Raw genomic sequence first — 26,295 nt, 5'->3', positions numbered from 1 at the left:
CCGAATGGCACGCATCGGTGACGGTGGCGATCTGCTGAAGTGCTCGTTCTGCGGCAAGAGCCAAAAGCAGGTCAAGAAGCTCATTGCAGGACCAGGGGTGTACATCTGCGACGAGTGCATCGACCTGTGCAACGAGATCATCGAGGAGGAGTTGGCCGAATCGAGCGAAGTCAAGCTCGACGACCTGCCCAAGCCTTCCGAGATCAAGGACTTTCTCGAGAACTATGTGATCGGCCAGGACGCTGCGAAGCGCACGTTGGCCGTCGCTGTCTACAACCACTACAAGCGCATTCAGGCCGGCGACAAGGCGCGCGATGTGCGCGGCGAATCCGTCGAGCTTGCCAAATCGAACATCTTGATGCTCGGTCCCACCGGGTGCGGCAAGACGTATCTGGCCCAGACCCTCGCCAAGATGCTCAACGTGCCGTTCGCGATCGCCGACGCCACCGCACTGACCGAAGCCGGGTACGTGGGTGAGGATGTCGAGAACATCCTGCTCAAGCTCATCCAGGCCGCGGACTACGACGTCAAGCGGGCCGAGACCGGCATCATCTACATCGACGAGGTCGACAAGATCGCTCGTAAGAGCGAGAACCCGTCGATCACCCGCGATGTCTCCGGTGAAGGCGTACAGCAGGCACTGCTGAAGATCCTGGAAGGTACCCAGGCCAGCGTCCCGCCGCAGGGCGGACGTAAGCATCCGCATCAGGAGTTCATCCAGATCGACACCACCAACGTGCTCTTCATCGTCGCCGGTGCTTTCGCCGGTCTCGAGAAGATCGTGTCCGATCGCGTCGGTAAGCGCGGTCTCGGCTTCGGAGCCGAGGTGCGTTCCAAGGCCGAGATCGACACGCAGGATCACTTCGCCGAGGTGATGCCCGAGGATCTGATCAAGTTCGGTTTGATCCCCGAGTTCATCGGTCGTCTCCCGATGATCGCGTCGGTGACCAACCTGGACAAGGAATCACTGGTCACCATCCTGTCCGAACCGAAGAACGCGTTGGTCAAGCAGTACCGTCGACTCTTCGACATGGACGGCGTCGAGCTCGAGTTCACGTCCGAGGCACTCGAGGCAATTGCCGATCAGGCGATCCTGCGTGGCACCGGTGCTCGTGGGTTGCGCGCGATCATGGAAGAAGTGCTGCTTCCGGTGATGTACGACATCCCGAGCCGGGACGACGTGGAGAAGGTCGTGGTCACGGCAGAGACGGTCAACGACAACGTCCTGCCGACCATCGTTCCGCGCAAGCCCGAACGCCCGGAGCGTCGCGACAAGTCGGCCTGACCAGCTCCGGCACGACATCGAAACGAGCCCCGATCATCGAACGCGATGATCGGGGCTCGTTCTGTGTTGTGGAGGTTCTCGATCGAGGGTGTCAGCCGAGGACCGAGATGTGCGGGTGCAGGTCCGGGTCGACCGCGGCACACCGCTGCGCCACCAACGGGTCGTGGCCCGGCACGACATGCTCGGGGCTGTCGGCGAGTTCCTTGATCCGGTCGAACGCGCCGAACATGTCCGGCAGGCAGTGCAGAATCGCGAAGGGACTGTCGGATTCGATGTTCTCGTAGAAGTGACTCGCATCCGACGCCAGCACCAGGGTCCCGCGCTCGGTGTGCACGCTGACTACCTGCATGCCCGCGGTATGTCCGCCCACCGCATGCACCGAGAGTCCCGGTGCCAGTTCGCGGTCGCCGTCGACGATGTCGAGACGCGGACTTCCCGTGACGTGGTCGATGTCGGACCGCGAGTGCAACCAGCGTTCCTGCCCGACGCGGGTCGCCCACGGACCGTTCCAGTAGTCGAGCTCTTTCTGCTGGACGACGTAGCGGGCCGACGGCAGATCTGCGACGACTCCGGTGTGGTCGTAGTGCAGATGGGTCAGCACACATACGTCGATGTCACCGGGGGAGATTCCCAGCTCTCCGATGAGGTCCACGGGGGAGCCGACGTAGTCCAGTCCCTTCATCCGTGACGCCGTCGCCGGTGCGAGACCGGCGTCGACGAGGACGGTCTCGGTGTCCGACAGCGCGAGCCACACGTAGTACGCGGTGGGGTGCGGCTCGTGACCCCGGTCGTCCGCATAGTGGAAGTGCGTGCTGCGCAGGGATGTTCGGCTCGCATAGCGCACGGCGTACACACGCCATTCACCGCTACGGTCCGGTCGCAGTCCGTCGATCATCGCGGGTCAGTTCGACGTCGTACGAGCGACCGACTCGCGCCGAGTCGTTCGAGTGGATCGCCCGAGCTCGTCGGTGGGCGTGCGATAGGTCTCCTTGGACGTGGACACGATCGCAACGTTGACGGCGCAGAACACGGCGGTGACGATGGCGACCGGCAACCACGCACCGATCTCGGCCCCGGCGATGGCACCGGCAATGGTGGGCGCGAATCCTGCTATGGCGAAACCGATCTGGGTACCCAGCGCAGTTCCGGTCAGACGGACCCGAGCCGGGAACATCTCGCCGTAGAACGAGGGCCACACACCGCCCGTCGCGCTGTGGACGAAACCGAACATGACGATGCCGAAGACGAAGATGAGCGCGTAGTTTCCGACCGAGATGGACCAGAGGTATCCGAACATGAGGATTGCGCAACCGATCGATCCGAACAGGAACACCGGCTTGCGACCGACACGATCGGACAGCGACCCGAAGAACGGGAGTGCAAACAGCGCGACGACGTTGGCGAGTACGCCGACCCACAGCATCGGAGTTCGTTCCAGGCCGACTGTGTTGACTGCGTACGACAGCGCATAGACGGTGAATATCGTACTGACCGAGGCGATCACGGCGGCAAACATGACTCGAAGAACGGCGGGCCAGTGCTCGGACAGCAGTTCGGTCAGCGGGAGACGCTGCGGCTCGGCGGACGCCACCTCTTCCTCGAAGACTGGGGTCTCGTCGAGCGAGCGCCGGATCAGGAATGCGGCGACAACGACGAATGCGCTGAGGAAGAACGGGATTCGCCAGCCCCAGCTGAGCAACTGGTCCTCGGGGAGCATGGCGACCGGGAGAAAGACTGCGGTGGCAAGGATCTGACCGCCCTGGGTGCCGCTGAGGGTGAAGCTGGTGAAGAATGCCCGTCGGTGGTCGGGTGCGTGCTCGAGGGTCATGGAGTTGGCACCCGCCTGCTCACCGCCCGCAGAGAAGCCCTGGGCCAGGCGCAGCAGGACCAGGATTATCGGGGCCGCGAGGCCGATGGATTCGTACGAGGGAAGGACGCCGACTCCGAGGGTGGCGACTCCCATCAGCAGGACGGTGGCAACCATGACCTTCTTGCGGCCGTAACGGTCACCGATGTGACCGAGCACCAATGCGCCCAGTGGGCGGGCCAGGTATCCGACCCCGAAAGTCGCCAGGGCCAACAACGTTCCGGTGGCGGGGTTGGAACCGGGAAAGAACACGCGGCCGAAGACCAGCGCAGCGGCGGTGCCGTAGATGAAGAAGTCGTAGTACTCGAGGGCGCTGCCCACCCAGGCCGCGGTTGCGGCTTTACGCGGGTTGGCTCCGGGGCGCAGGGGCGGGTGACCGGACGTGAGGGGATCCATCGGTGTCGTCTCTTTTCGTGTGACGGGAAGCCGGGCGCACAGTTCGACATCCACGACCCGATCGGCCGCTAATGTACGAAATAGTTAACTCCGGGCGCTCTTAGATATTGAACGTGATCCATGCCACGTGTCAACCCCCGATGCGATGCGGGTCGCTCGATCTCGGTGTCAGGCGTCGGTGGAGGTGAGGAACGCGATGATCATGTCGCCGAGCATGGCCCGCAGTCGTGTGCGGTGCGCCGGGTCGGTGAGGTCGCGCCCGAACAGTGCCTCGAACGTGTATCGGTTGGACAGCCGGAACACGCAGAAGCTGCTGATCGCCATATGGATGTCCAACGCGTCGACATCGGTTCGAAAGAGCCCGTCGGCCTGCCCGCGCGCAAGAATGTCGGCCAACAGCTCGGCGGCCGGATTGCCGAGATTGCTCAGCGCCTCGGAAGTGCCGATATGTTCGCCGCGCAGAATGTTCTCGGTCGATACCAGCCGGATGAAGTCCGGGTTCTGCTCGTGATGGTCGAACGTGACCGATGCGATGGCGCGGATCGCCTCGACCGGACCGAGTCCTTCGACGTCCACGGCTCGTTCGCGCTCGCGGATGCGGAGGTAGGACCGCTCCAGAACGGCCTTGTACAGGCCTTCCTTGTCGGTGAAGTAGTAGTACAGCATCCGCTTGGTCGTGTGTGTTCGTTCGGCGATCTCGTCGATGCGTGCGCCCGCGAAGCCCTTGTCCGCAAACTCCTCCGTGGCTACCTCGAGGATGTTGTGTCGGGTCAGATCGCTGTTGCGCCGACGTTTGACGGCCGGTCCGCTGTCGTCGGAGGTGTCGGTTGTACGCGGAGCCATGGGTCGACTCTATCGCCGCGAATTGCGGAGAAAGGGTGTGTGCGTGCCGTCACCGTAGTACCGTCGAGCTAACTCACCAATTAGTACATTAAAGCTCGAGGAGATCGACATGCCGGAATCCCTGCTCTGCGGGCTGATCGGGACGGGTATCGGCAAATCGCTCACGCCCGCGATGCACGAGCGAGAGGGTGCCGAGCACGGTCTGACCTACCTCTATCGGATCATCGATCTCGATCGGCGCGGGCTGACCGTGGACGACCTACCGCGGCTGGTGGCCACGGCAGCCGACCTCGGATTTCGCGGCCTCAACATCACCCACCCGTGCAAGCAACGGGTTCTTCACTGCCTCGACGATCTCTCGGAGGATGCCGCGCGTCTGGGTGCCGTCAACACCGTTGTGTTCTCCGACGGGCGCGCGATCGGTCACAACACCGACTGGTCCGGGTTCGACCGAAATTTCGGACGTGGCTTACCGGGAGCCGATCTGAGTGATGTGGTGCAACTCGGAGCCGGGGGAGCAGGTGCGGCCGTGGCATACGCGATGGCACGCCGGGGAGCCGCCAAGCTGACACTCGTCGATGCCGATCGTTCTCGGGCGCAGCAACTCCGAGACTCGCTGGCCTCGATGTTCCCCGAGTCCGAGATCTTCTCGACCGGACTCGATCGGCTCGGCGACGTGCTGAGCGCAGCGTCGGGGCTGGTGCACGCAACGCCGGTCGGAATGCTCGAGCACCCGGGATCTGCTGTGCCGCAGGAATTTCTGCGTCCGCAGATGTGGGTTTCGGAAGTCGTGTACAGGCCGGCCGAGACCGAATTGCTCATGCAGGCAGCGCGAGCGGGGTGCCGAACCCTGAGTGGCACCGGCATGGCCGTGTTCCAGGCAGCGGACGCCTTCGAGATATTCACCGGCCGAATTGCGAACGCAGATCGGATGATCGCGCACATGGGCACCCTCATCGACAGCGAAGATCGCGTCGCTGCCGCCGGGGCCTCCGCATGACGGCCATTGCCACGTCGGTGGCCACTGTCTCGCTCAGTGGGTCTCTCGACGAGAAGATGCGCGCCATCGCCGAAGCCGGGTTCGACGGCTTCGAGGTGTTCGAGCCGGATCTGATCAGCTCACCGGACCTGCCTGCAGACATTGCGAAGAAGGCTGCAGACCTGGGTCTGACCGTCGATCTCTACCAACCCTTCCGTGACGCCGACTCCGACGACCCGGACCAGTTCGCGCGCAACCTCGTTCGCGCCGAACGCAAATTCGACGTGATGGAACAGCTGGGATGCGACCTGCTGCTGGTCTGCTCGTCACCGTTGGCCGGTGCAGTGCGCGAGGACGACAAGTTGATCGAACAGATGGCAACTCTCGCCGAGCGTGCACATCGTCGCGGACTGCGGCTGGCCTACGAAGCGCTCGCCTGGGGTAGCCACGTCGACACCTACCGTCATGCCTGGGACATCGTCCGGCAGGTCGACCATCCAGCGCTCGGGACCTGTCTCGACAGCTTTCACATCCTCTCCCGCGGCGACGACCCATCCGGCATCCGCGAGATAACCGGCGAGAAGATCTTCTTCTTGCAGCTGGCCGACGCCCCGCACCTGGTGATGGACGTCCTGCAGTGGAGTCGCCATCACCGATGCTTCCCCGGTCAGGGGAACTTCGATCTGGCAACCTTCGGAGCCGACGTCGTGGCCTCGGGCTACACGGGCCCGTGGTCGCTCGAAATCTTCAACGACGTCTTCCGACATTCCGACACCGGCCGAACGGCGTCGGACGCGCACCGTTCGCTGCTCCACCTGCAGGAGCAGGTCCGCAGCGTCGACACCGTCATGCCGAATCCCGATCTGTTCTCCCCGCCTCCGCCCGGCCCGATCGAGAACATCGTGTCCCTACGTATCGCCGCGGGCCCTGCCAAGGCCGCCCAGTTGGGCACCACCTTGCGTCACCTCGGCTTCGACCTCACCGCCGCGCACAGCGAACACGGACTGTCGCTGTTCACCCAGGGCCCACTCGCCGTCGCGGTCGACACGACCGTCGACACCCTGTGGACGGCACCGGGCGTCCCCGCCCACCTGCCCGCACTGGCCCAGATCGGGGTCCGCAGCGAGCGGCCCGATCTGTGGTTGACCAGAGCCCGCGCCCTGGGGGTCCCCGCCGCGACGGTCACCATGCCGGGCGTGGCCGACGCGACCGACGCGGTGGTGCGGCTCGCCGTCACCGGTGCAACCTCGCTCGACCTACGCACCCGAGACAGCGCCGGTGCCTGGCAGTCCGCATTCGACCTCGCTCCCAGAGTGCCTGTGCCGCAGGACCAGCCCCTGGTCTCGCACGTGGACCACATCGCCCTCGCGGTCCCGGCGGAAAGCTGGGACGGCGTGATGCTGTTGCTCCGCTCGGTGTTCGGCATGGTGCCCCGGGACGGTCAGGACGTCGTGGACGCGATCGGACTGGTACGAAGCCAGGCCCTCACCCTGACGACCACGAACGGCACCATTCGCCTGTCGCTCAACATGGTTCCCGGTCGCCCATCCGATGCCGACCCCCTGCCCGCCGCCCGCCGCGGAGGCGTGGGACATGTGGCGTTCGGATGCGAGGACATCTACGCCGCGGCCGAGGCAATGACCGAACGCGGTCTCACGCCGTTGCGCATCTCGCCCAACTACTATCGCGACCTGAACGCACGGTTCGGCCTCGGTCCGGACACCCTCGACGCGATGCAGCGGCTCGGCATCCTGTACGACGCCGACTCCGCAGGCGGCGAGTTCTTCCACTTCTTCACCGGCACCGTGGGCGACGACCTCTTCTTCGAGGTGGTGCAGCGCGTAGGCGGGTACGAAGGCTACGGGGAGACCAACTCGGCTGTGCGCCTGGCTGCGCAACTACAGCAGTGAGTAGCGATCAGGACAGTCGCTCGAACACCGCGGCCAGGCCCTGTCCGCCGCCGATGCACATCGTCTCGAGTCCGTAGCGGACTTCTCGGCGGTCCATTTCACGGAGCAGGGTGGCAAGGATTCGGGCACCGGTGGCCCCGACCGGGTGGCCGAGCGAGATGCCGGAACCGTGCGGATTCAACCGCGGGTCGTCCGACTCGATACCCCAGGACCGAGTCACGGCGAGCGCCTGGGCGGCGAAGGCTTCGTTGAGTTCGATGACGCCCATGTCGTCGAGAGTGAGCCCGAGGCGTCCGAGCGCTTTCTCGCTGGCGGGCACCGGGCCGATTCCCATCGTGCGCGGAGCGACTCCGGCAACGCCCCAGCTCGCGAGCCGCGCCAGTGGTCGAAGTCCCAGCGCCGCAGCCTTTTCGGGGGTGGTGACGATGGCGATCGCGGCGCCGTCGTTCTGCCCGCTGGCATTGCCCGCGGTGACCGTCGACTCGGGATCGATCGATGCACGGATTGCCTTCAGCTTCGCCAACGACTCCACGGTCGTGTCGGCCCGTGGATGCTCGTCGGTCGAGACCAGAACCGGTTCCGACTTACGCTGGGGGACAGACACACCCACGATCTCCTCGGCGAACACGCCGCTGTTCTGCGCGGCGACCGCCCGCCGATGCGACTGCACGGCCAGCGCGTCCTGATCGGCGCGGCTGATGGAGAACTCCTGGCGAAGATTCTCGGCGGTCTCGATCATGCCGCCGGGCACCGGAAAGTTCTTGCCACCCGCCGTCACTCGGGCCCGCGCAAGTCGGTCGGAGAGGGCGACCGCCTCGGCCTTGACGCCCCACCGCATGCCGGTCGCGTAGAACTCGGTCTGGCTCATACTTTCGACGCCGCCTGCCAGCACCAGGTCGTTGCCGCCGGACTGCACCTGCATGCACGCCTGCAGTACTGCTTGTAGGCCGGAGCCGCAGCGTCGGTCGATCTGCATGCCGGGCACGTCGATGCCGAGATCGGCGTCGAGGGCGGCGATTCGACCGATGGCCGGTGCATCACCGTTAGGTGACGCCTGGCCCAGGATCACGTCGTCGATGTCCGCTCCGGAGATGCCCGTTCGCGCAACGAGTTCGGTGATGACCGTGGCAGCCAGGGCCTGGGCGGAAATGTCACGGAACTGGCCACCGAAACGGCCGACGGGGGTACGCAGGGGTTCGCAGATCACGGCTTCAGGCATGGGTGTTTCCTCGCTTGTCGTTGGCTCCGGTACTCACCCGGAGCAGATCGGTCTCGATTGCGCGGGTGGCGTCGAGCAAGGCCGGGAGTAGTTCGGCGCGCACGGCGTCCGCAGAATGACGTGCAGCTTGGGTCGAGACGTTGGCTGCGGCGACAACCACGCCGGCGCTGTCGCGGATGGGTGCGGCGATCGAACGCAGTCCCTCTTCGAGTTCTTGGTCCACCAGGCAGAAGCCGTCGACCCGCACTCGGTCGAGTTCCCGCGCGAGCGAGGCCGCGGTGGTGATCGTCTTGCCCGTCAACGGCGTCAACCGCACTCGCTCCAGGTACGCATCCAGCTCGTCCTCGGGAAGACCGGCCAACAGCACCCGGCCCATCGAGGTCGCGAACGCCGGAAATCTGGTGCCGATGTTGATGCCGACGGTCATGATGCGGCTCACCGGAACCCGGGCGACGTACACCACATCGTCACCGTCGAGTATCGACACCGAGGACGATTCACGCACTCGTTCGGCGAGCGCCTCGAGATGGGGGCCCGAGACCTCGGGGAGCGAAAGACTCGACAAGTAGCTGTACCCCAATTCGAGTACTCGCGGGGTGAGCCAGAACATCGAGCCGTCGGTACGCACGTATCCGAGTTCGACGAGCGTGAGCAGAAACCGCCGAGCGGTCGCGCGAGTCAGGTCGGTCGCTCGGGCCACGTCGGCCAGCGTTCGACGCGGATGCTCACCGTCGAAGGCTCTGATCACTGCCAAGCCGCGTCCGAGAGACTGGACGTAATCCGAGGACGGCGGTGTGTCCGCGGCACTCACGAGGTTTCGCTCTCGGTGATGGCGGCCTGAGCCAATGCGAAAGCGTTGTTGCTGTTCGGTACTCCCGCGTAGACCGCGGTGTGCAAGAACACCTCGGCGAGTTCGTCGGGTGCGATACCGGCACGCAACGCCGCTCGGATGTGCATGTCGAGTTCGTGGTGGTTACCCAGGGCCGTCAGAACGGCCAGAGTCAGCAGTCGGCGGGTGTGGTGGTCGAGTCCGGGACGAGCCCAGACGTCACCCCATGCGGTTCGGGTGATGAAATCCTGGAACGGTGCCGTGAATTCGGTCCTCGCTGCGATGCTGCGGTCGACGTGGGCATCACCGAGCACGCTGCGTCGCACCGACATGCCGGTGTCGTGGGCTGCCGACCGTCCGGCGGAGTACGCGTCCGCTCCGACGTGAGCGGCAATGGCCGCCGTGACGCGGCCGGCCTGTTCGACATTGGCCAGATGTGCGGCCGGGTCGAGTGTCAGGAACGTCGATCCTGCAACGCCGTCGGCGATGAAGCGCAGATCGTCCGGAGTGGTCGACGGATCCTGTCGTCCCGCGATCACGAGGGTGGGAGCGGCGATCCTGGCAAGGTCCGCGCGAGAATCCCACTCGGACAAAGCCTCACAGCATGCCGCGTAGCCCTCGTCGGAGGTCTCGGCGATCATGCGTCGACACCGTGCGACGAGATCGGTGTCGCGGGCGGCGAGTTCGGGCGTGAACCACCGTGCCAGTACAGCGTCCGCGAGTGCTGCTGTCCCCGAGGCGCGGACGGTCGCGGCTCGGTCGATCCACTGAGCGGGTTCACCGAACTTGGCGGACGTGCACAGCAGAGTCAGAGTGCGCACCCGCTCGGGGCGATGAATCGCAATCCATTGAGCGACGGCACCACCGAGGGAGAGTCCGACCACGTGGACGCGTTCCAGAGCGAGTGAATCCAGCAGTGCAAGAACGTCACCGGCGAGATCGGCCACGGAATAGGGGCCGGGGGGTACCGGTGATCGACCATGTCCCCGTAGATCGACCGTCAACACGTGGGCGGAAGCCGAGAGTGCGCCCACCTGCGGGTCCCACATCGATCGGTCCGAGCCGAGCGAGCCGATCAGCACGACGGTATCCGCATTGGGGTGCGGCCCCTCGGTGCGGTGGTGAGCCAGAGTGACTGTCATCAGATGTCCTTCGAGTCCGTGGGGCGTTCGGTGTCCGGTGCACACGCAGCGAGGATGTCGTCGACCAAGTCGGGTGCGTGACCCACATAGCCTGCTGGATCCAACATCTCGCGCACCGCCGCCGGCGTCAAGAAGGCGGTGATGGCGGGATCCGTGTCCAGTGGCGCACCTGCTGCGCATCGGTCGGTGACGATGTCGCGGGCGCGCTCGGTGTGCGGTGCCAGCGCCGCCGTGACCCGTTCGGCGAGAAGTGCACCACCCGTCGCTTCGAGGTTGCGCGCCATGGCATCTGGATGCACATGCAGACCCGTGAGGCTCGTCGCAATACGATGCGCACCGCCGCCGGTGAGTCGTAGCAGATCGGTGACGGTCTCCCATTCGGCGTGCCACGGGCCAGCGGCGCGCTGCTGCTCGTGGTCCATATTCGCCAGCACTGTCGCAACGGCTCCCGGCACCCGGCGGGCCGCAGCCCGCGCGGTGATGGCGGCGATCGGGTTGCGCTTGTGTGGCATTGCCGACGAACCTCCCGGCGCGTTCTCGGACACCTCGGCCAGTTCGGTGGCGGACATCGACACGATGTCCCCGGCGATCTTCGCAATGGAGCCCGCGGCAATACCCAACGCGCACGCCAGATCTGCGACGGTGACGCGGTCGGTGTGCCAGGGCGCAGTCTGTGGTGCCAGATCCAGTGCTTCCGCGAGCGCGGCGGCAATGGCCGGACCGTGCGGATGTACGGCGGCCATCGTTCCGGCGGCACCTCCGTATTGCACACAGCACGACCGCCGAACCGCAGCGAGACGGTGACTCGAACGATGCAGCGCCCCAGCCCAATTGGCGGCCACCAGCCCGAAAGTAGTGGGTAACGCCTGCTGGCCGAGGGTGCGCGCGACCATAGGAGTGGTTCGGTGCGCCAGCGCCAGGCCTCGCGCCGCGGTATGTGCATCACCGAGCGACGCCTCGACGACCGTGAGTGCGTCACGTGCGACGAGCATGGAAGCGGTGTCCATGATGTCCTGGCTGGTCGCCCCGGGGTGCACTGCAGCAGCAGGAACTCCGCGCTCGGACACCGCGTTTCGCAGTACTTTCACCAGTGGTATCACCGGATTCCCACCGGCCGCTGCAGCCGCTCCGAGTGCTGTGATGTCCAGAGATTCACCCAGCTCTGCCGCGACCGCGGTGATGATGTCCGCATGCTTCGCGTCGACCACGCCGACAGAGGCAGCGGCCCGGGAGAGGGCTGCCTCGACGTCGAACATCGCCCGAACCCAGCCTCGGTCGCCGACGATCGGTGCGATGATCTCGCTGCCGAATGTCGGATCGAACAGTGCCCCTCTATCGGAAGCCATGGTCCTCTTTCACCGCATCGTCGATCAGTTCGGGAGCGTGCATCACAGCGCGAAGAACGGGGTCTCGTCTCCGTCCGGATCGGTGTTCTGTAACACGATATCGAGGTGGTAGCCGCCGTCCACGGTGGTGGCGACGAGTCGGGCCCGCTTGTCGGCGGGCAAGGCGGACAGCACCGGATCGATTTCGTTGGCCGCGGCCTCGTCCGGGAAGTACATCCGCGTGACGACCCGCTCGAGCATTCCGCGGGCAAAGATTCCGACGTCGATGTGGGGTGCTTCGACGAGGTCGTTCTCGGCGGGCAGCGGCCCCGGCTTGATGGTCGTGATCGTCATCGTTCCCCGTGCATCGGCAAATGCTCGACCGAAGCCGCGGAAATCCGCGACACGTGGTGCCACCGCACCCCGTGGATCGTCCGGATGGTCGAAGCGTCCGTCGGAGTCGGCCTGCCAGGTCTCGATCATGGCGTCGGACACCGGTTGACGAGCCCCGTCCACGAGGGTGAACGTCAGGGTGATCGCCTCGGCGGTGCCGGGAGGTACCACGTCCTGTCCGTCCGGCCACAGCAGACCGATGTGGACGTAGGGCCCGACCGTCTGAGAGGGCGTCTGACCGAACGGTGCGGTGGTGAAATCGGCACCGGTCACCACCGGGTACCGGGGAGCGAACTCGGGGTCAGTCATCGTGGTCGTCCTCCTCGAACGGGGTGGCGTTGCGTCCGCGCAGAACGATGTCGAACCTGAACCCGAGAGCCCAGTTCGGTTGTGTTGCTTCGTAATCGAAGGTGCTGATCATGCGAGCACGCGCGTCTTCGGGGGCTGCGTTGTAGATGGGATCCTGGAAGAACATGGGGTCGTCGGGGAAGTACATCTGCGTCACCAACCGCTGGGTGAATGCGTGACCGAACAGGGAGAAGTGAATGTGGGCAGGCCGCCATGCGTTGTGGTGGTTGCCCCAGGGGTACGCGCCCGGTTTGATCGTGGTGAACCGGTATCGGCCGTCGGCATCGGTGAGTACTCGGCCCACGCCGTCGAAATGCGGGTCGAGAGGTGCAGGCCAGCGATCACCCGAGTGTCGGTAACGCCCGCCCGCGTTGGCCTGCCAGACCTCGACGAGGGTGTTCGGGATCGCTCTGCCGTCGCTGTCGAGCACTCGTCCGTGCACGATGATGCGTTGACCCTGAGCTTCACCACCTCGCGCGAGCGTCAGGTCGGCGTCGGAGCCGGTGACCCGTCCCTCGCCCAGAACCGGACCGGTGATCTCGGTCAGTCGTTGGGGGAGAAGCGTCAACGGCTGCGCCGGATGCCGCAGGGCAGTGGTCCGGTACTCGGCGAAGTCGCGTGGTGCATGGACACCCGTCTGGTCCCGGTACTCGGGCGGGAGATGAAGCATCGACAGCTCCTGACGATCGTGGTGATCAAGCGCACTCGCCACCGTATACAGGTGTTCGCATGGTGGCAACCTGTTCACATAACGCACATTGTCGGGTACCGTCGCTGCCATGTTGGACAAAGTCGTGGCCAGTGCCACAGAAGCGGTAGCGGACATCCCCGACGGGTCGTCGATCGCCGTGGGCGGGTTCGGGTTGGTGGGAGTGCCGGAGATCCTGATCGCCGCGGTGCTCGAGCAGGGAGCTACCGACCTCGAAACCATCAGCAACAACTGCGGGACCGACGGCTTCGGTCTGGGAGTGCTGCTGGCGCAGCACCGCATTCGGCGCACGATCAGCTCGTACGTGGGATCCAACAAGGAATTCGCACGGCAGTACCTCGGCGGCGAACTGGAGGTGGAGCTGACCCCGCAGGGCACCCTCGCCGAGCGGCTGCGAGCCGGTGGTGCCGGTATTCCGGCGTTCTTCACCCCCGCGGGTGTCGGGACGCAGGTGGCCGACGGCGGTTTGCCGCTGCGCTACGACGGCAGCGGCGGCATCGCCGTGGCGAGTCCGCCGAAGGAGACCCGGGAGTTCGACGGGGTCACTTATGTGATGGAGCGCGGCATCGTCGCGGACTACGCCTTGGTCCACGCCTGGAAGGGCGACAGGCACGGAAACCTGGTGTTCCATGCCAGCGCACGGAACTTCAATCCACCCGCCGCCGCGTCGGGTCGGATCACCGTGGCGCAGGTCGAGCACCTGGTCGAGCCGGGGGAGATCGGTCCGGACGAGGTGCACACCCCGGGCATCCATGTGCAGCGGGTCGTGCATGTCGGCCCGGTCGAGGTCGGCATCGAGCAGAGGACGGTACGAGCATGAGCGAGAAGATGTCCCGCGAACAGATGGCCGCCCGGGTGGCGCAGGAGCTCGGCGACGGGCAGTACGTCAACCTCGGAATCGGCATGCCGACCCTGGTGCCCAACTACATTCCGACCGACGTCTCGGTGATTCTGCATTCCGAGAACGGTGTGCTCGGCGTCGGTCCCTATCCCACCGAGGACGAACTCGATCCCGAGATCATCAACGCGGGCAAGGAAACCATCACGGTGCTTCCCGGCTCGTCCTACTTCGACTCGTCGCAGTCGTTCGGAATGATCCGCGGCGGCCAGGTCGACGTCGCCGTGCTGGGTGCGATGCAGGTCAGCGCCACCGGCGACCTCGCGAACTGGATGATCCCCGGGCACATGGTCAAGGGGATGGGTGGTGCCATGGATCTGGTGCACGGTGCCCGTCGCGTGATCGTCATGATGGAGCACGTCTCCCGGAAGGGTGAACCGAAGATTCTGCAGTCCTGCACTCTGCCGCTGACCGGAAAGGCCTGCGTGCACAGGATCATCTCGGACATGGCGGTTCTGGACGTCACCGACGACGGACTGCGCCTCGTCGAGACCGCGCCGGGGATCTCGGTGGACGAGGTCCGGAACGCCACCGCAGCCGAGCTACTCGTCGATGTCGCTGGGGAGTGGAGCCTGCGGAACGACTCAGGAGATACCGTCCGACACAAGGACGCGGTCGGCGCGGGAGTAGATGTTCATCGACCGGCCGCGGAGAAAGCCGATCACCGTCAGTCCTGATTCGGTCGCGAGATCGACCGCGAGAGACGACGGTGCGGACACCGCTGCAAGTATGGGGATCCCGGCCATCACCGCCTTCTGCGCCAGCTCGAACGAGGCGCGGCCACTGACCATCAATATCGTGCCGCGCAGCGGAACTCGATCGTGCTCGGTGGCCCAGCCGACGACCTTGTCCACCGCGTTGTGGCGTCCGACGTCCTCGCGGAGGACGAGCATGTCGCCGTCCGCAGTGAACAGTGCCGCAGCGTGCAAGCCGCCGGTGGTGTCGAAGACCTTCTGCGCTGCGCGCAGGGTGTCCGGTAGCCCGGCGAGGGTATCGGACGTCACCACGACGTCGTCTTCAGCAGGAGAATGCTTGGTGCGCAACCGAATTGCGTCGAGTGATCCCTTGCCGCAGACCCCGCACGACGAGGTCGTGTAGAAATTGCGTTCCACCCCGGTCTCGGGGGCTGCCACACCCGGTGCCAGCGTGACGTCCAGGACGTTGTAGGTGTTCGCGCCCTCGTCGTCGACGCCGTCGCAGTACCGCGCCGCAGCGATATCGGCACGCGATGCAATGACGCCCTCGGTCAGCAGGAAACCGTGGGCCAGTTCGACGTCGTGGCCCGGCGTACGCATCGTGACGGCAAGGGCTCTGCCGTCGACGCGCAGTTCCATCGGTTCCTCCACCACCAAGGTGTCGGGACGGTCGACTCGGTGTTCGCCGCGTATTCGGACGACGGGTCTGCGAGCGGTGATCCGGCCCATCAGTGCCGACTCGATACGCGGCGACGTCGAAAGCTCATACCTCGATTGTGGACCCTCGTGTCATCGGTCCGACGACTCGGTTGCCATTGCCTGCACGAGCGACACCAATCGCGGGTGTTCGGCGAGGTCGTCGACCAGCACTGCCGAGCCGTCGGAGTCGGCGAGCGGGACCTTCCAGTTGCCGTACTGGGTCTCGTCCGTACCCGGTTGGTTCTGAATGCGATGTTCACCGACCGCGTCGGCGAGAGCGACGCCGATCAGGAGTGACGGGCTGCGCTGGACCAGCCGATGCAACGCCTCGACGGTCTCGTGGTTGTCGGCATCGGCGGCGAGTAATCCACGGGTGCGGGCCAGGTCCAGGACCGCCTCTCGCGCACGGGAATCCACTTCCTTTTCCGCATCGATGTCTCGCTCGAGCAGGCCGAGTCGGGACCGCAGTTCGATGTGCTCGCCTTCGAGGTATCCAGCGGTGGGAGGCAGGTCGTGCGTCGTCACCGACGTCAGGCACAGAGTCCGGTAGTCCTCGGGTGGGATGGGTCCGGAATCATCGGCCTCGAACCACAGGATGGAGGTGCCGAAGATTCCGCGCTCGGTGAGGTATTCCTGCACCATCGGCTCGAACACCCCGAGGTCCTCGCCGACCACTACCGCACCCGCGCGCTCGGCTTCGAGGGCGAGGATGCCGATCAGCGCCTCGTGGTCGTATTCGACATACGTTCCGCCGCCGGCGTTCTCGGCCTCCTGCGGAATCCACCACAACCGGAACAGGCCCAGGATGTGGTCGACGCGGATGCCCCCGGCGTGACGCAGAATCGTGCGCAGCATGTCTCGGTACGGGACGTAGGCCATCTCGCGCAGTCGATCCGGATCCCAGGGCGGTTGATTCCAGTTCTGGCCCTGCTGGTTGAAGTTGTCCGGCGGCGCTCCCACGGTGACTCCGGACACCAGCACGTCGCCGAGCGTCCACGCATCGGCCCCGCCGCGGGCGACTCCCACCGCGAGGTCGTGCATGACGCCGATATCCATCCCGGCGTCGAGCGCGGCTCGCTGGGCAGCGGCCAGTTGCTCGTCACAGATCCACTGCAGCCACATGTGAAAGTCGATGCGCCCGGCCAGCTTTGCGCGTTGTTCGAGGACGAAATCGGTGCGTGGGTGCGCTGCGCGATCGGTCCATGCGGGATCGTTCGGGCCGAACTTCTCCGCCAGCGCGCTCCACACCGCAAAATCCCGGAGCCCGGTGCCCTCGCGTTCGACGAACGCCCGGAACGCGGACTCGCGGGCCGGACTGCGCTCGACCTTGTGGACGCGTTCGAGGGCGCGGAGCTTGGCCTTGAACGTCGCGTCCCGGTTCAGCTTCTTGGTGCGAACGTTCGCCTTGTCGAATCGAGCCGCGGCATCCTGGATCTTGCCGAACTGCTTGGGCGAGAGCAGCGCCGTCTCTCGAATGTTCTCGACTCGGATGTACAGCGGATTGAAGAAGCGTCGCGTGGTCGGTAGATACGGAGAGGCCTCCACGGGCGTCGTCGGCCGGTCGGCGTGCAGCGGATTGACCAGCAGATAGTCGAATCCATGCACGCGGCCGGCGATGTCGACCATGTCCTCGAGGTCGGCGAGATCACCGATGCCCCACGAACGCGTCGAGCGCACCGAGTACAGCTGTGCCAGCAGACCGGTACGTTGCCTGTCGGCAAGTTCGGCATTGGGCGACAACGACTTCGGTGTGACCACGACGACCGTGTCCGAGGTTCGGACGGTGTTGTCCTCACCGATCGTCGTCGCTGTGAGGCTGTGCCATCCCAGCGGGGCATCGCCGGGCACCACGAACGTGGCACGTCCGATCAGCCGTCCGTCCACCTCGCGCGGATCGACCCAGACGTCGGCCTGCGGTACCTCGATGGCGTCGCCGTCCTCGGACACCATCGACACTTCCACCGGATTGCCGTGTGGCACATGCACCCACACCGTCGCCTCGGTGCCCTGGGTCGTGACGACCACAGGAGGAAGCAGGCGACGCCACGGTGCGTTCTCGATGTCCTCCAGTGCCCGATCGACATCCTCGGTGGTCTCGGTCGCGTAACCGCGTGCAGCCAAGACCTGCCGCAGGGTCGCGTCGCTCACGTCGTGCTCGGTGTCGTCCCAGCCTCGGTACGACGTCGACGTACCGAGCCGCTCGGCGAGAGTCCGTAGGGCCTGCGAGTAATCCTCATCCGAATGTGCCACGGTGTCGATCGTGCCAGTTCGACGGGCGCACGTCACCCGCACCGGTCGGCCGTTCACCGCAGGTTCGTTCCGCGGTGTGTTCGGGGGCGACACCCGTGTACTGCGAGGGTTGAAAGCTTCCCCGCTGGGTAGTCTTGCTCGGCACACGAGAAACGAACTGCTTGGCGACGATGGGAAGTGCGGATGGCTGGGGTCAGCAAGATCGAAGAACTGGAGCGAGATTCCGGTGCACCGGTCGAGCTGAGGGTGCGCGCAGAAGCCGACCAATTGCCGGTGGTGCGGGCCGTCGCGGAGACTCTCGTGGTGCTCAGTGACTTCACTCTCGACGACATCGCCGACGTGAAACTCGTCGTAGACGAGGTGTGCTCCCAGCTCATCAAAGGTTCGGTCGCCGACGCGGAACTCTCGTGCAGGTTCTCCGTCAACGATGCCGGGATCCGAATCGTCGTGACGTCCACGCTGACTCCGACGTCGGTCCCGAAGCAGGACAGCTTCGGTTGGCACGTATTGCAAACTCTCGCAGACTCCATCGAACTCCGCGCCGACGACGCGATCGACGACGTTGCCGGCCGCACCGTCGCGATCGACGTGGTCAAGCGGAGGAGCAAGGTCTAGTGCCGGTGCCGCAGGAACGAAGCACACGGCGAGAGTCCGACGATTACAGCGACGTGGTCGCGCTGATCCAGCAGATGCAGGCGCTGGACGAGAATTCACCGCAGCGTTCCGTGCTGCGTGACCGCATCATCACGCGCTGCCTTCCTCTCGCCGAACACATCGCGCGCCGATTCGGTGGGCGCGGTGAAGCGCACGAGGACCTCTTGCAGGTGTCCAGGCTGGGTCTGGTCAATGCAGTCGACCGGTTCGACATCGAGCGTGGGTCGGATTTTGTCTCGTTCGCCGTCCCCACCATCATGGGCGAAGCACGTCGCTACTTCCGCGACGCCGGCTGGTCGGTACGGGTACCGCGACGCATGAAAGAGCTGAACTCGATGATCTCGCAGGCGGTGGGATCGTTGTCGCAGAAGCTCGGTCGCGCCCCGACCGCGAGCGAAATCGCCGCCGAACTCGGGATCGACGTCAAGGAAGCATCGCAGGCACTGCTTGCCCGCAGCGCGTATCAGACCGTGTCGGTCGATTCGGTGGTGAGCGAGGATCGCCTCCCGCTGATGGACACGCTCGGTGCCGACGACCCGGAACTCGAGAAGATGGAAAGCTACCTCGCTGTGCGGCCCGCACTGGAGAAGCTGCCCGAGCGCGAGCGTCGTATCGTGGTGCTCCGGTTCTTCGGGTCGATGACGCAGACGCAGATCGCCGAGAAGGTCGGAATTTCGCAGATGCACGTATCGCGAATTCTTGCGCGCACGCTCGCTCAGTTGCGTGAGGATCTCGGCGAAGACTGAACCGGGCACAGCCGCCGCGGAACGATCTGTTGCCACTACTGTCGTTCGCATGAGTGTCTACGACAACATCGACGAGTACATCGCGGCCCGACGTGTCACGGGGTTGGCGGTGGATCGCAGTGGTTCTCGTGCGGTCGTTGTCGTTGCTGCTCTGAGTGATTCGCGCACCGAGTACCGAACGTCGCTGTGGGAGATCGACGTGGACGGGCGTTCCCCGGCGCGGCGAATCACCCACGGCGAGCTGGGCGAGAGCGCGCCGGTGTTCACCGCGTCCGGGGATCTGATGTTCTCGCGCCGCTCCAGCGAGGATGATCCGGCACAATTGTGGATACTGCCCGCCGCCGGCGGGGAGGCCCACGTGGTCGAGACCCGGTCGGCGGGAATCGGTGACGTGCGAGCGGCACGGTCCGTCGATCGGTTCGCCGGCTTCTCGCCGGTGTTCGGCTCGTCCACGACAGACGTGGACGACGACGGCCTGCGTACCGAGCGCAAGACGAACAAGGTGGATGCAATCCTGCACACCGGTGTGCCGGTGCGTTTCTGGGATCACGATCTCGGTCCCGCAACCCCGCATCTGTTCGGAGGTGAGACGGAAACCGACCTCGAGTCGGCACCACTGCGTGATCTGACGCGTGACGCGGCAGGCGCTCTGCAGGAAGCGGCCTTCGACATCAGCGCCGACGGCACTTTCGTCGTCTCCACGTGGTCGGTGCCCGGCCCGCTCGCAACCGTCCGCACGATACTGGTGCGCATCGACACCGGGACCGGAGAACGGACCACGATCGTCGACGACGCGGATGCCGATCTGGGTGCACCGGCCATCTCGCCCGACGGCCGTGCCGTCGCGTTCGTCCGTGAATCGATCTCGAATCCCGAACAAGCGCCACGAATGACGTTGCAGCAGTACGAGTTCGGTACGGACTCCGTCACCGATCTCGCTCCGGGCTGGGATCGATGGCCGATCGGTCCGGTCTGGCTGCCGGACGGGTCCGGCGTGTTGGTCACCGCGGACGACGACGGCCGGTCACCGATCTTCGTGATCGAGCCGGGTGCGGAGCCACGTCGCCTGACGCATACCGACGACGCGTACACCCACATCCATGTGTTGTCGGACGGCAAGCGCGTAGTCGCTGTGGCCGCCTCGTATCTGGCCGCCCCGCACCCGGTCTCGATCGACCTGTCCGACGGCACCGTGGTCGACCTCGACGCCGGAATCGACAACGGCCCGCTGCCCGGCACGTTGACCGAGATCGAGACCGTCGTCGAGGACGGCAGTCGAGTCCGAGGATGGCTGGCGTTGCCGCACGGTGTGTCGGACGATTCGCCCGCGCCGCTGCTGCTGTGGGTGCACGGCGGCCCACTGGGTTCGTGGAACACGTGGTCCTGGCGGTGGAACCCATGGCTGATGGTGGCGCGAGGGTACGCGGTGCTGCTCCCGGATCCGGCGTTGTCCACCGGCTACGGCCAGAACTTCGTGCAGCGTGGTTGGGGCGCGTGGGGCAGTGCCCCGTTCACCGATCTGATGGCGTTGACCGATGTGGCGGTTGCCCGAACCGATATCGACAACACGCGCACCGCCGCAATGGGTGGCTCGTTCGGCGGGTACATGGCCAACTGGATCGCCGGGCACACCGACCGATTCGACGCCATCGTCACCCACGCCAGTCTGTGGGCACTCGATCAGTTCGGACCGACGACCGACGCACCGTGGTACTGGGCGCGGGAGATGTCCCCCGAGATGGCGGTGGAGAACTCTCCACACCTGTTCGTCGCGGACATCTCGACGCCGATGCTGGTCATCCACGGTGACAAGGACTATCGCGTGCCGATCGGCGAGGGCCTGCGGTTGTGGTACGAACTGCTCAGCGAATCGGGATTGCCCGCCGACGACGACGGTGAGACCGAGCACCGGTTCCTGTACTTCCCCGGCGAGAACCACTGGATTCTGACGCCTCAGCACGCCAAGGTCTGGTACGAGGTGGTACTGGCATTTCTGGCGGGGCATGTCCTGGGCGAGAGCGCGTCGATGCCGCGAATACTGGGCCACTAGAATCGACCGGTGACCAGTTCAGCGCCAGAGACCCCAGACAACCCAGCCGACCGTTTGCCCAAGAGCTGGGACCCCAGCGAGGTAGAGGCCGAGCTGTACCGGGGTTGGGTGGATGCCGGTTATTTCGAGGCCGATGCCGCCAGCGACAAGCCGCCGTACTCCATCGTGCTGCCGCCGCCCAACGTCACGGGCAGCCTGCACATGGGCCACGCCCTCGACCACACGTTGATGGACGCGCTGAGTCGGCGCAAGCGCATGCTCGGGTACGAGGTGCTGTGGCTCCCGGGAATGGACCACGCGGGCATCGCCACGCAGTCGGTGGTGGAGAAGCAGCTCGCCGCCGACGGAAAGACCAAGGAAGAGTTCGGTCGCGAACTGTTCATCGACAAGGTGTGGGATTGGAAGCGCGAGTCGGGCGGCACGATCGGCGGCCAGATGCGTCGTATCGGCGACGGTGTCGACTGGAGCCGTGAGCGATTCACCATGGACGACGGCCTGTCCGAGGCCGTGCAGACCATGTTCAAGCGCATGTTCGACGACGGTCTGATCTACCGCGCCGAGCGGCTGGTCAACTGGTCGCCGGTGCTGCAGACGGCCATCTCCGACATCGAGGTGAAGTTCGAGGACGTCGAGGGTGAACTCGTCTCGCTGCGATACGGGTCGCTGGACGACTCCGAACCGCACGTCATCGTGGCCACCACTCGAGTGGAGACGATGCTCGGCGACACTGCTGTGGCGGTGCACCCCGACGACGAGCGCTACCGGGCTCTGGTGGGCACCACCCTCGAGCATCCGTTCACCGGACGAAAAATACCGATCATCGCCGACGACTACGTCGATCCCGAATTCGGTACCGGCGCAGTGAAAATCACTCCGGCGCACGACCCCAACGACTTCGAGATGGGCGTTCGGCACTCACTGCCGATGCCGTCGATCATGGACAAGGCCGGCCGCATCGCCGATACCGGAACGCAGTTCGACGGTATGGACCGTTTCGAGGCCCGTGTCAAGGTCCGTGAGGCCCTGGCCGAGCAAGGCCGAGTGGTCGCCGAGAAGCGCCCGTACCTGCACAGCGTCGGACACTCCGAGCGCAGCGGTGAGCCGATCGAGCCGCGTCTGTCGCTGCAGTGGTGGGTCAAGGTCGACACCCTGGCCAAGGCGGCCGGTGACGCAGTTCGCAACGGCGACACCGTCATTCATCCCAAGAGTCAAGAGCCACGCTGGTTCGCCTGGGTCGACAACATGCACGATTGGTGCATCTCGCGTCAGCTGTGGTGGGGCCACCGAATTCCGATCTGGTACGGCCCCGACGGCGAGACGGTGTGCCTGGGACCGGGGGAGACCCCACCCGAGGGGTGGGAGCAGGACCCCGACGTCCTCGACACCTGGTTCTCTTCCGGCCTGTGGCCCTTCTCGACGATGGGCTGGCCGGAGGCCACTCCCGAACTGGAGAAGTTCTATCCGACCGGCGTACTCGTCACCGGCTACGACATTCTGTTCTTCTGGGTCGCCCGGATGATGATGTTCGGCACCTACGTCGGAGCCGACGACGCCATCACCGCAGGAAAGCAGGGCCCACAGGTTCCGTTCCGAGATGTCTTCCTGCACGGACTGATTCGCGATCAGTTCGGTAAGAAGATGTCCAAGTCTCGGGGCAACGGCATCGATCCGCTCGACTGGGTCGACCGCTTCGGCGCGGATGCACTGCGGTTCACGCTGGCCCGCGGTGCCAACCCGGGTGCCGACATGTCCGTCGGCGAGGACCATGCGCAATCCTCGCGCAACTTTGCCAACAAACTGTTCAACGCCACCAAGTTCGCCCTGATGAACGGCGCAGCGCCGGCCGAGCTGCCGTCGCGCGCCGCACTCACCGACGCCGACCGTTGGATTCTCGACCGGCTCGATCAGGTTCGAGCAGAGGTGGATTCGGCGTTCGATCGCTACGAGTTCAGCAAGGCGTGCGAGGCGCTCTACCACTTCACGTGGGACGAGGTCTGCGACTGGTACCTCGAAATTGCGAAGGTGCAGTTCGCCGACGAGAGCATCGCCGAATCCACCCGTGGAGTCCTGGGCAACGTTCTCGACGCGGTGCTGCGCCTGCTGCACCCGGTCGTCCCGTTCGTGACCGAGACCCTGTGGAAGGTGCTGACCGGGGGCGAGTCCCTGGTGGTCGCCACGTGGCCGACCCCTGCCGCCGATCCGGTCGATCCTGTTGCCGCGCAACGCATCGAGGACATGCAGCGCCTCATCACCGAAATTCGTCGGTTCCGCAGCGATCAGGGGCTCAAGCCCTCGCAGAAGGTTGCCGCTCGCATCGTCGGAGTGGGTGACGCCGACCTGGAAGGCCAGATCTCGGCAGTGACCTCGCTGGCCCGGTTGACCGAGCCGGGTGCGGACTTCGCGGCGACGGCATCGGTGGAGGTGCGTACGAGCAAGGCCACCGTCGTCGTCGAGCTCGATACCTCGGGCACAGTCGATCTGGTCGCCGAACGCGCGCGACTGGTGAAGGATCTCGCCGCTGCGGAGAAGGAGTTGGCACAGACGACCGGCAAACTGGGCAACGAGGCATTTCTGGCCAAAGCCCCGGATGCGGTGGTGGACAAGATCAGAACTCGTCAGACGATCGCTCGCGAAGAGATCGCGCGCATCGGCGCGCGCCTCGAATCGATGGGAAGCTAAGTGACCGAGCCGGACGACGCCCTGCCGTCACCACCACCGACCCCGGTCGACCTGGCCGAGCTCGCACTCGTCGAGGCCGAGCTCGACAAGCGTTGGCCAGAAACGAAAATCGAGCCGTCTACCGCCCGAATCTCGGCGCTGATGGACCTGCTCGGTTCTCCGCAGAAGGCGTATCCGTCGATCCACGTGGCCGGAACCAACGGCAAGACGTCCGTCACCCGCATGATCGATGCGTTGCTGACCGCTTTTCATCGGCGTACCGGCCGCACCACCAGCCCGCATCTGCAGATGGCCACCGAACGGATCAGTATCGACGGCCGTCCGGTGTCCCCGCGCACCTACGTGGACACCTACAACGAGATCGCACCGTTCGTCGAGATGATCGATGCACAGTCCGAGGCCGCCGGTGGACCGCGGATGAGCAAGTTCGAGGTCGTCACCGCCATGGCGTTCGCGGCCTTCGCCGAGGCACCGGTCGAGGTCGCCGTCATCGAAACCGGGCTGGGCGGCCGCTGGGATGCCACCAACGTGGTCGACGGTGAGATCGCCGTCATCACCCCGATCGGTCGCGACCACGTCGAATTCCTCGGGGACGATCTGTCCACGATCGCGGGGGAGAAGGCCGGCATCATCAAGAAGGCACCGGAACTACTCGTGCCACGGGACACGGTGGCCATCCTCGCCAAGCAGGAACCCGAGGTGTCCGAGGTCTTGCTTCGTGCGGCGGTGCAGGCAGACGCTGCCGTGGCACGTGCCGGATCGGAGTTCACCGTTCTCGGTCGGCAGATAGCCGTGGGCGGACAACAGCTGGAGTTGCAGGGGCTGGGCGGTGTCTACACCGACATCTTCCTGCCGTTGCACGGAGAGCACCAGGCGCACAACGCCTCTCTCGCTCTCGCAGCAGTCGAGGCATTCTTCGGGGCGGGCCCGGACCGTCAACTCGACCAGGACACCGTGCGCGAAGCCTTTGCGACCGTGGTCAATCCCGGTCGTCTCGAGCGAGTACGCAACGCGCCCACGGTGTTTCTCGATGCCGCACACAACCCGCACGGGGCCGCTGCACTGGCGGCCGCCCTGACCGACGAATTCGACTTCCGCAAACTCGTCGGGGTCGTCAGTGTCATGGCGGACAAGGACGTCGGCGCGATCCTCGAGGCATTGGAACCGGTGTTCGACGACATCGTCGTCACCCACAACGGGTCCGGTCGGGCGATGGATGTCGACGCGTTGGCCGACATAGCCGTGGCCAAGTTCGGCGACGAGCGGGTCGTGGTGGCGTCGACGCTGCCCGATGCGCTCGAAACGGCGATCGGGTTGGCCGAAGAAGTGGCCGAGCCCGGCGAAGCCGTGTCCGGTGCCGGGGTCGTCGTCACCGGCTCGGTGGTGACCGTGGGCGCAGCGCGCACGTTGTTCGGAAAGGATCCCGCGTGAGCGAAGCAGAGTTTCGACCACCGACAACCGACCCGTGGAAGGGATTTCGCGGTGTGTCGGCGGGCACACTGGTACTGGAAGCGATCGTGACTCTGCTCGCTCTTCCGGTCGTGGCGACTCTCGGCGGCGGCGCAACGTGGTTCTCGACCACCTATATCGTGGCGCTCGCCGTGGTGATGATTCTGGCCGCGGGGAAACAGGGCGAACCCTGGGCGATGAAGCTCAACTTCGCGTTGCAGTTCTTCGTGATGGCCGGGGCCGTGTTCCATCTGTCCATCGGCGCCGTGGGTCTGATCTTCCTTGCCGTGTGGCTGTATCTGCTCTATCTGCGCCGGGACATCACCGAACGCATTCGACGCGGCATGCTGCCCGGGCAACGCGACTGACACCGGACCGGTTCGGTTGGGGCCATGCGCCGCGCGACCGGGTGCCGGTGTCCATTACTGTCGTCGACGTGACCGATCGCACCCTAGTACTGATCAAGCCAGACGGAGTTGCCCGGCGTTACGTAGGAGAGATCCTCGGCCGCGTGGAGAAGAAGGGTCTGAGCATCGTCGCCCTCGAGCTCAAGACCGTCTCTCGCGACGTGGCCTCGGCTCACTACGCGGAGCACGAGAGCAAGCCGTTCTTCCCCGACCTTCTCGAGTTCATCACCTCCGGGCCCGTTGTGGCCGCGGTTCTCGAAGGCCCCCGTGCCATCGAAGCCTTCCGTCAGATCGCCGGCGGCACGGATCCGGTCGCCAAAGCAGTTCCCGGCACCATCCGAGGTGACCTGGCCCTCGACGGTCAGCAGAACCTGGTACACGGATCCGATTCGGTGGAATCCGCAGAGCGCGAGATCGCCCTGTGGTTCCCAGACCTGACCGCCTCCTAGAAGCCCGTCGCAGAGCACTTCCGCAGTCACGCCGCACCCGCTCGAAGTCCGATCGGTGCGGCGTGGCTCGTACG

At 65.4% G+C, this 26,295-nt stretch carries 22 protein-coding genes and 1 pseudogene; 12 read left to right on the top strand and 11 right to left on the bottom strand.

Annotation, left to right across the window (positions count from 1 at the left end; all coding sequences use genetic code 11):
• The first annotated feature begins 4 nt into the window (after positions 1–4).
• Positions 5–1,285, top strand: coding sequence for an ATP-dependent Clp protease ATP-binding subunit ClpX (gene clpX, locus JLZ96_RS18610; protein WP_027497577.1), 1,281 nt, complete (start codon positions 5–7; stop codon positions 1,283–1,285).
• Positions 1,286–1,376: 91 nt separating this feature from the next.
• Here the strand turns inward: clpX and JLZ96_RS18605 are convergent, their stop codons facing one another.
• From JLZ96_RS18605 to JLZ96_RS18595, 3 genes are all read right to left on the bottom strand, one after another.
• A complete protein-coding gene (locus JLZ96_RS18605) occupies positions 1,377–2,180 on the bottom strand; it encodes an N-acyl homoserine lactonase family protein (protein ID WP_032384523.1) in 804 nt (267 codons plus the stop codon).
• A 6-nt stretch (positions 2,181–2,186) separates the two neighbouring features.
• Complete coding sequence (locus tag JLZ96_RS18600) at positions 2,187–3,548, bottom strand: MFS transporter (protein ID WP_032368463.1); 1,362 nt, start codon at positions 3,546–3,548, stop codon at positions 2,187–2,189.
• A 168-nt stretch (positions 3,549–3,716) separates the two neighbouring features.
• Entirely contained in the window at positions 3,717–4,391 is a 675-nt protein-coding gene (locus JLZ96_RS18595; RefSeq protein WP_027497575.1) for a TetR/AcrR family transcriptional regulator, read from the bottom strand.
• 109 nt (positions 4,392–4,500) lie between these two features.
• On the opposite strand from JLZ96_RS18595, the gene JLZ96_RS18590 reads away from it, so the two are divergent.
• Positions 4,501–5,391 carry a shikimate dehydrogenase gene (locus JLZ96_RS18590; RefSeq protein ID WP_027497574.1) on the top strand — a complete coding sequence of 297 codons (891 nt, stop codon included), beginning with the start codon at positions 4,501–4,503 and terminating at the stop codon, positions 5,389–5,391.
• Positions 5,388–7,280 carry a sugar phosphate isomerase/epimerase and 4-hydroxyphenylpyruvate domain-containing protein gene (locus JLZ96_RS18585; protein WP_201010936.1) on the top strand — a complete coding sequence of 631 codons (1,893 nt, stop codon included), beginning with the start codon at positions 5,388–5,390 and terminating at the stop codon, positions 7,278–7,280. Before JLZ96_RS18590 ends, JLZ96_RS18585 begins: the two co-directional genes overlap by 4 nt.
• Before the next feature lie 7 nt (positions 7,281–7,287).
• Here the strand turns inward: JLZ96_RS18585 and JLZ96_RS18580 are convergent, their stop codons facing one another.
• The 6 genes from JLZ96_RS18580 to pcaH are packed head-to-tail and all read right to left on the bottom strand — an operon-like array spanning position 7,288 to position 13,206.
• Complete coding sequence (locus JLZ96_RS18580; protein WP_032368206.1) at positions 7,288–8,499, bottom strand: acetyl-CoA C-acetyltransferase; 1,212 nt, start codon at positions 8,497–8,499, stop codon at positions 7,288–7,290.
• Entirely contained in the window at positions 8,492–9,310 is an 819-nt protein-coding gene (locus JLZ96_RS18575) for an IclR family transcriptional regulator C-terminal domain-containing protein (protein WP_201010935.1), read from the bottom strand. The genes JLZ96_RS18580 and JLZ96_RS18575 overlap by 8 nt, the downstream gene beginning before the upstream one ends.
• Positions 9,307–10,470 carry a 3-oxoadipate enol-lactonase gene (gene pcaD, locus JLZ96_RS18570; protein ID WP_201010934.1) on the bottom strand — a complete coding sequence of 388 codons (1,164 nt, stop codon included), beginning with the start codon at positions 10,468–10,470 and terminating at the stop codon, positions 9,307–9,309. The genes JLZ96_RS18575 and pcaD overlap by 4 nt, the downstream gene beginning before the upstream one ends.
• A complete protein-coding gene (gene pcaB / locus JLZ96_RS18565) occupies positions 10,470–11,816 on the bottom strand; it encodes a 3-carboxy-cis,cis-muconate cycloisomerase (RefSeq protein ID WP_201010933.1) in 1,347 nt (448 codons plus the stop codon). Before pcaB ends, pcaD begins: the two co-directional genes overlap by 1 nt.
• Positions 11,817–11,858: 42 nt before the next feature.
• Positions 11,859–12,497, bottom strand: a complete 639-nt coding sequence (gene pcaG, locus JLZ96_RS18560) for a protocatechuate 3,4-dioxygenase subunit alpha (RefSeq protein WP_201010932.1) — start codon at positions 12,495–12,497, stop codon at positions 11,859–11,861.
• Positions 12,490–13,206 (bottom strand): protocatechuate 3,4-dioxygenase subunit beta, encoded by a 717-nt coding sequence (pcaH, locus tag JLZ96_RS18555; protein ID WP_201010931.1) that lies wholly within the window; start codon positions 13,204–13,206, stop codon positions 12,490–12,492. The genes pcaG and pcaH overlap by 8 nt, the downstream gene beginning before the upstream one ends.
• Positions 13,207–13,315: 109 nt before the next feature.
• Here pcaH and JLZ96_RS18550 point away from each other — a divergent pair, with 109 nt between their 5' ends.
• Both JLZ96_RS18550 and JLZ96_RS18545 read left to right on the top strand, forming a co-directional pair.
• Entirely contained in the window at positions 13,316–14,065 is a 750-nt protein-coding gene (locus tag JLZ96_RS18550) for a CoA transferase subunit A (protein WP_179271310.1), read from the top strand.
• A pseudogene (locus tag JLZ96_RS18545) lies at positions 14,062–14,694 on the top strand (CoA transferase subunit B); the annotation flags it as partial. The gene JLZ96_RS18550 and the pseudogene JLZ96_RS18545, both read left to right, overlap by 4 nt.
• A gap of 33 nt (positions 14,695–14,727) precedes the next feature.
• Here the strand turns inward: JLZ96_RS18545 and fdhD are convergent.
• Entirely contained in the window at positions 14,728–15,567 is an 840-nt protein-coding gene (gene fdhD, locus JLZ96_RS18540; protein WP_094694990.1) for a formate dehydrogenase accessory sulfurtransferase FdhD, read from the bottom strand.
• Between the two features lie 60 nt (positions 15,568–15,627).
• Positions 15,628–17,787 (bottom strand): 4-alpha-glucanotransferase, encoded by a 2,160-nt coding sequence (gene malQ, locus JLZ96_RS18535; protein ID WP_236254150.1) that lies wholly within the window; start codon positions 17,785–17,787, stop codon positions 15,628–15,630.
• Between the two features lie 183 nt (positions 17,788–17,970).
• On the opposite strand from malQ, the gene JLZ96_RS18530 reads away from it, so the two are divergent.
• The 7 genes from JLZ96_RS18530 (at position 17,971) to ndk (ending at position 26,221) form a co-directional block, all read left to right on the top strand.
• Positions 17,971–18,402 carry an anti-sigma factor gene (locus JLZ96_RS18530; protein ID WP_027497563.1) on the top strand — a complete coding sequence of 144 codons (432 nt, stop codon included), beginning with the start codon at positions 17,971–17,973 and terminating at the stop codon, positions 18,400–18,402.
• Positions 18,402–19,187 (top strand): SigB/SigF/SigG family RNA polymerase sigma factor, encoded by a 786-nt coding sequence (locus tag JLZ96_RS18525; protein WP_032368200.1) that lies wholly within the window; start codon positions 18,402–18,404, stop codon positions 19,185–19,187. The genes JLZ96_RS18530 and JLZ96_RS18525 overlap by 1 nt, the downstream gene beginning before the upstream one ends.
• Before the next feature lie 49 nt (positions 19,188–19,236).
• Positions 19,237–21,237: an alpha/beta fold hydrolase gene (locus JLZ96_RS18520; protein ID WP_201010930.1), complete on the top strand. Its 2,001-nt coding sequence runs from the start codon at positions 19,237–19,239 to the stop codon at positions 21,235–21,237.
• Positions 21,238–21,246: 9 nt separating this feature from the next.
• On the top strand, positions 21,247–23,916 hold the full coding sequence (locus tag JLZ96_RS18515) for a valine--tRNA ligase (RefSeq protein WP_201010929.1): 2,670 nt from the start codon (positions 21,247–21,249) through the stop codon (positions 23,914–23,916).
• Positions 23,917–25,347, top strand: coding sequence for a folylpolyglutamate synthase/dihydrofolate synthase family protein (locus tag JLZ96_RS18510; RefSeq protein ID WP_201010928.1), 1,431 nt, complete (start codon positions 23,917–23,919; stop codon positions 25,345–25,347).
• Positions 25,344–25,733: a DUF4233 domain-containing protein gene (locus JLZ96_RS18505; protein ID WP_201010927.1), complete on the top strand. Its 390-nt coding sequence runs from the start codon at positions 25,344–25,346 to the stop codon at positions 25,731–25,733. Before JLZ96_RS18510 ends, JLZ96_RS18505 begins: the two co-directional genes overlap by 4 nt.
• Positions 25,734–25,801: 68 nt before the next feature.
• The gene (ndk, locus tag JLZ96_RS18500) at positions 25,802–26,221 is read left to right on the top strand and encodes a nucleoside-diphosphate kinase (RefSeq protein WP_027497557.1); all 420 of its coding nucleotides are present in this window, start codon (positions 25,802–25,804) and stop codon (positions 26,219–26,221) included.
• Positions 26,222–26,295: the final 74 nt, after the last annotated feature.

The organism is Rhodococcus sp. NKCM2511, from assembly GCF_014905595.1.
Taxonomy (GTDB): Bacteria; Actinomycetota; Actinomycetes; order Mycobacteriales; family Mycobacteriaceae; genus Rhodococcoides; species Rhodococcoides fascians.
The sequence above is the reverse complement of the archived record's forward strand: the minus strand, read 5'-3'. Positions and strand labels throughout refer to the sequence as shown.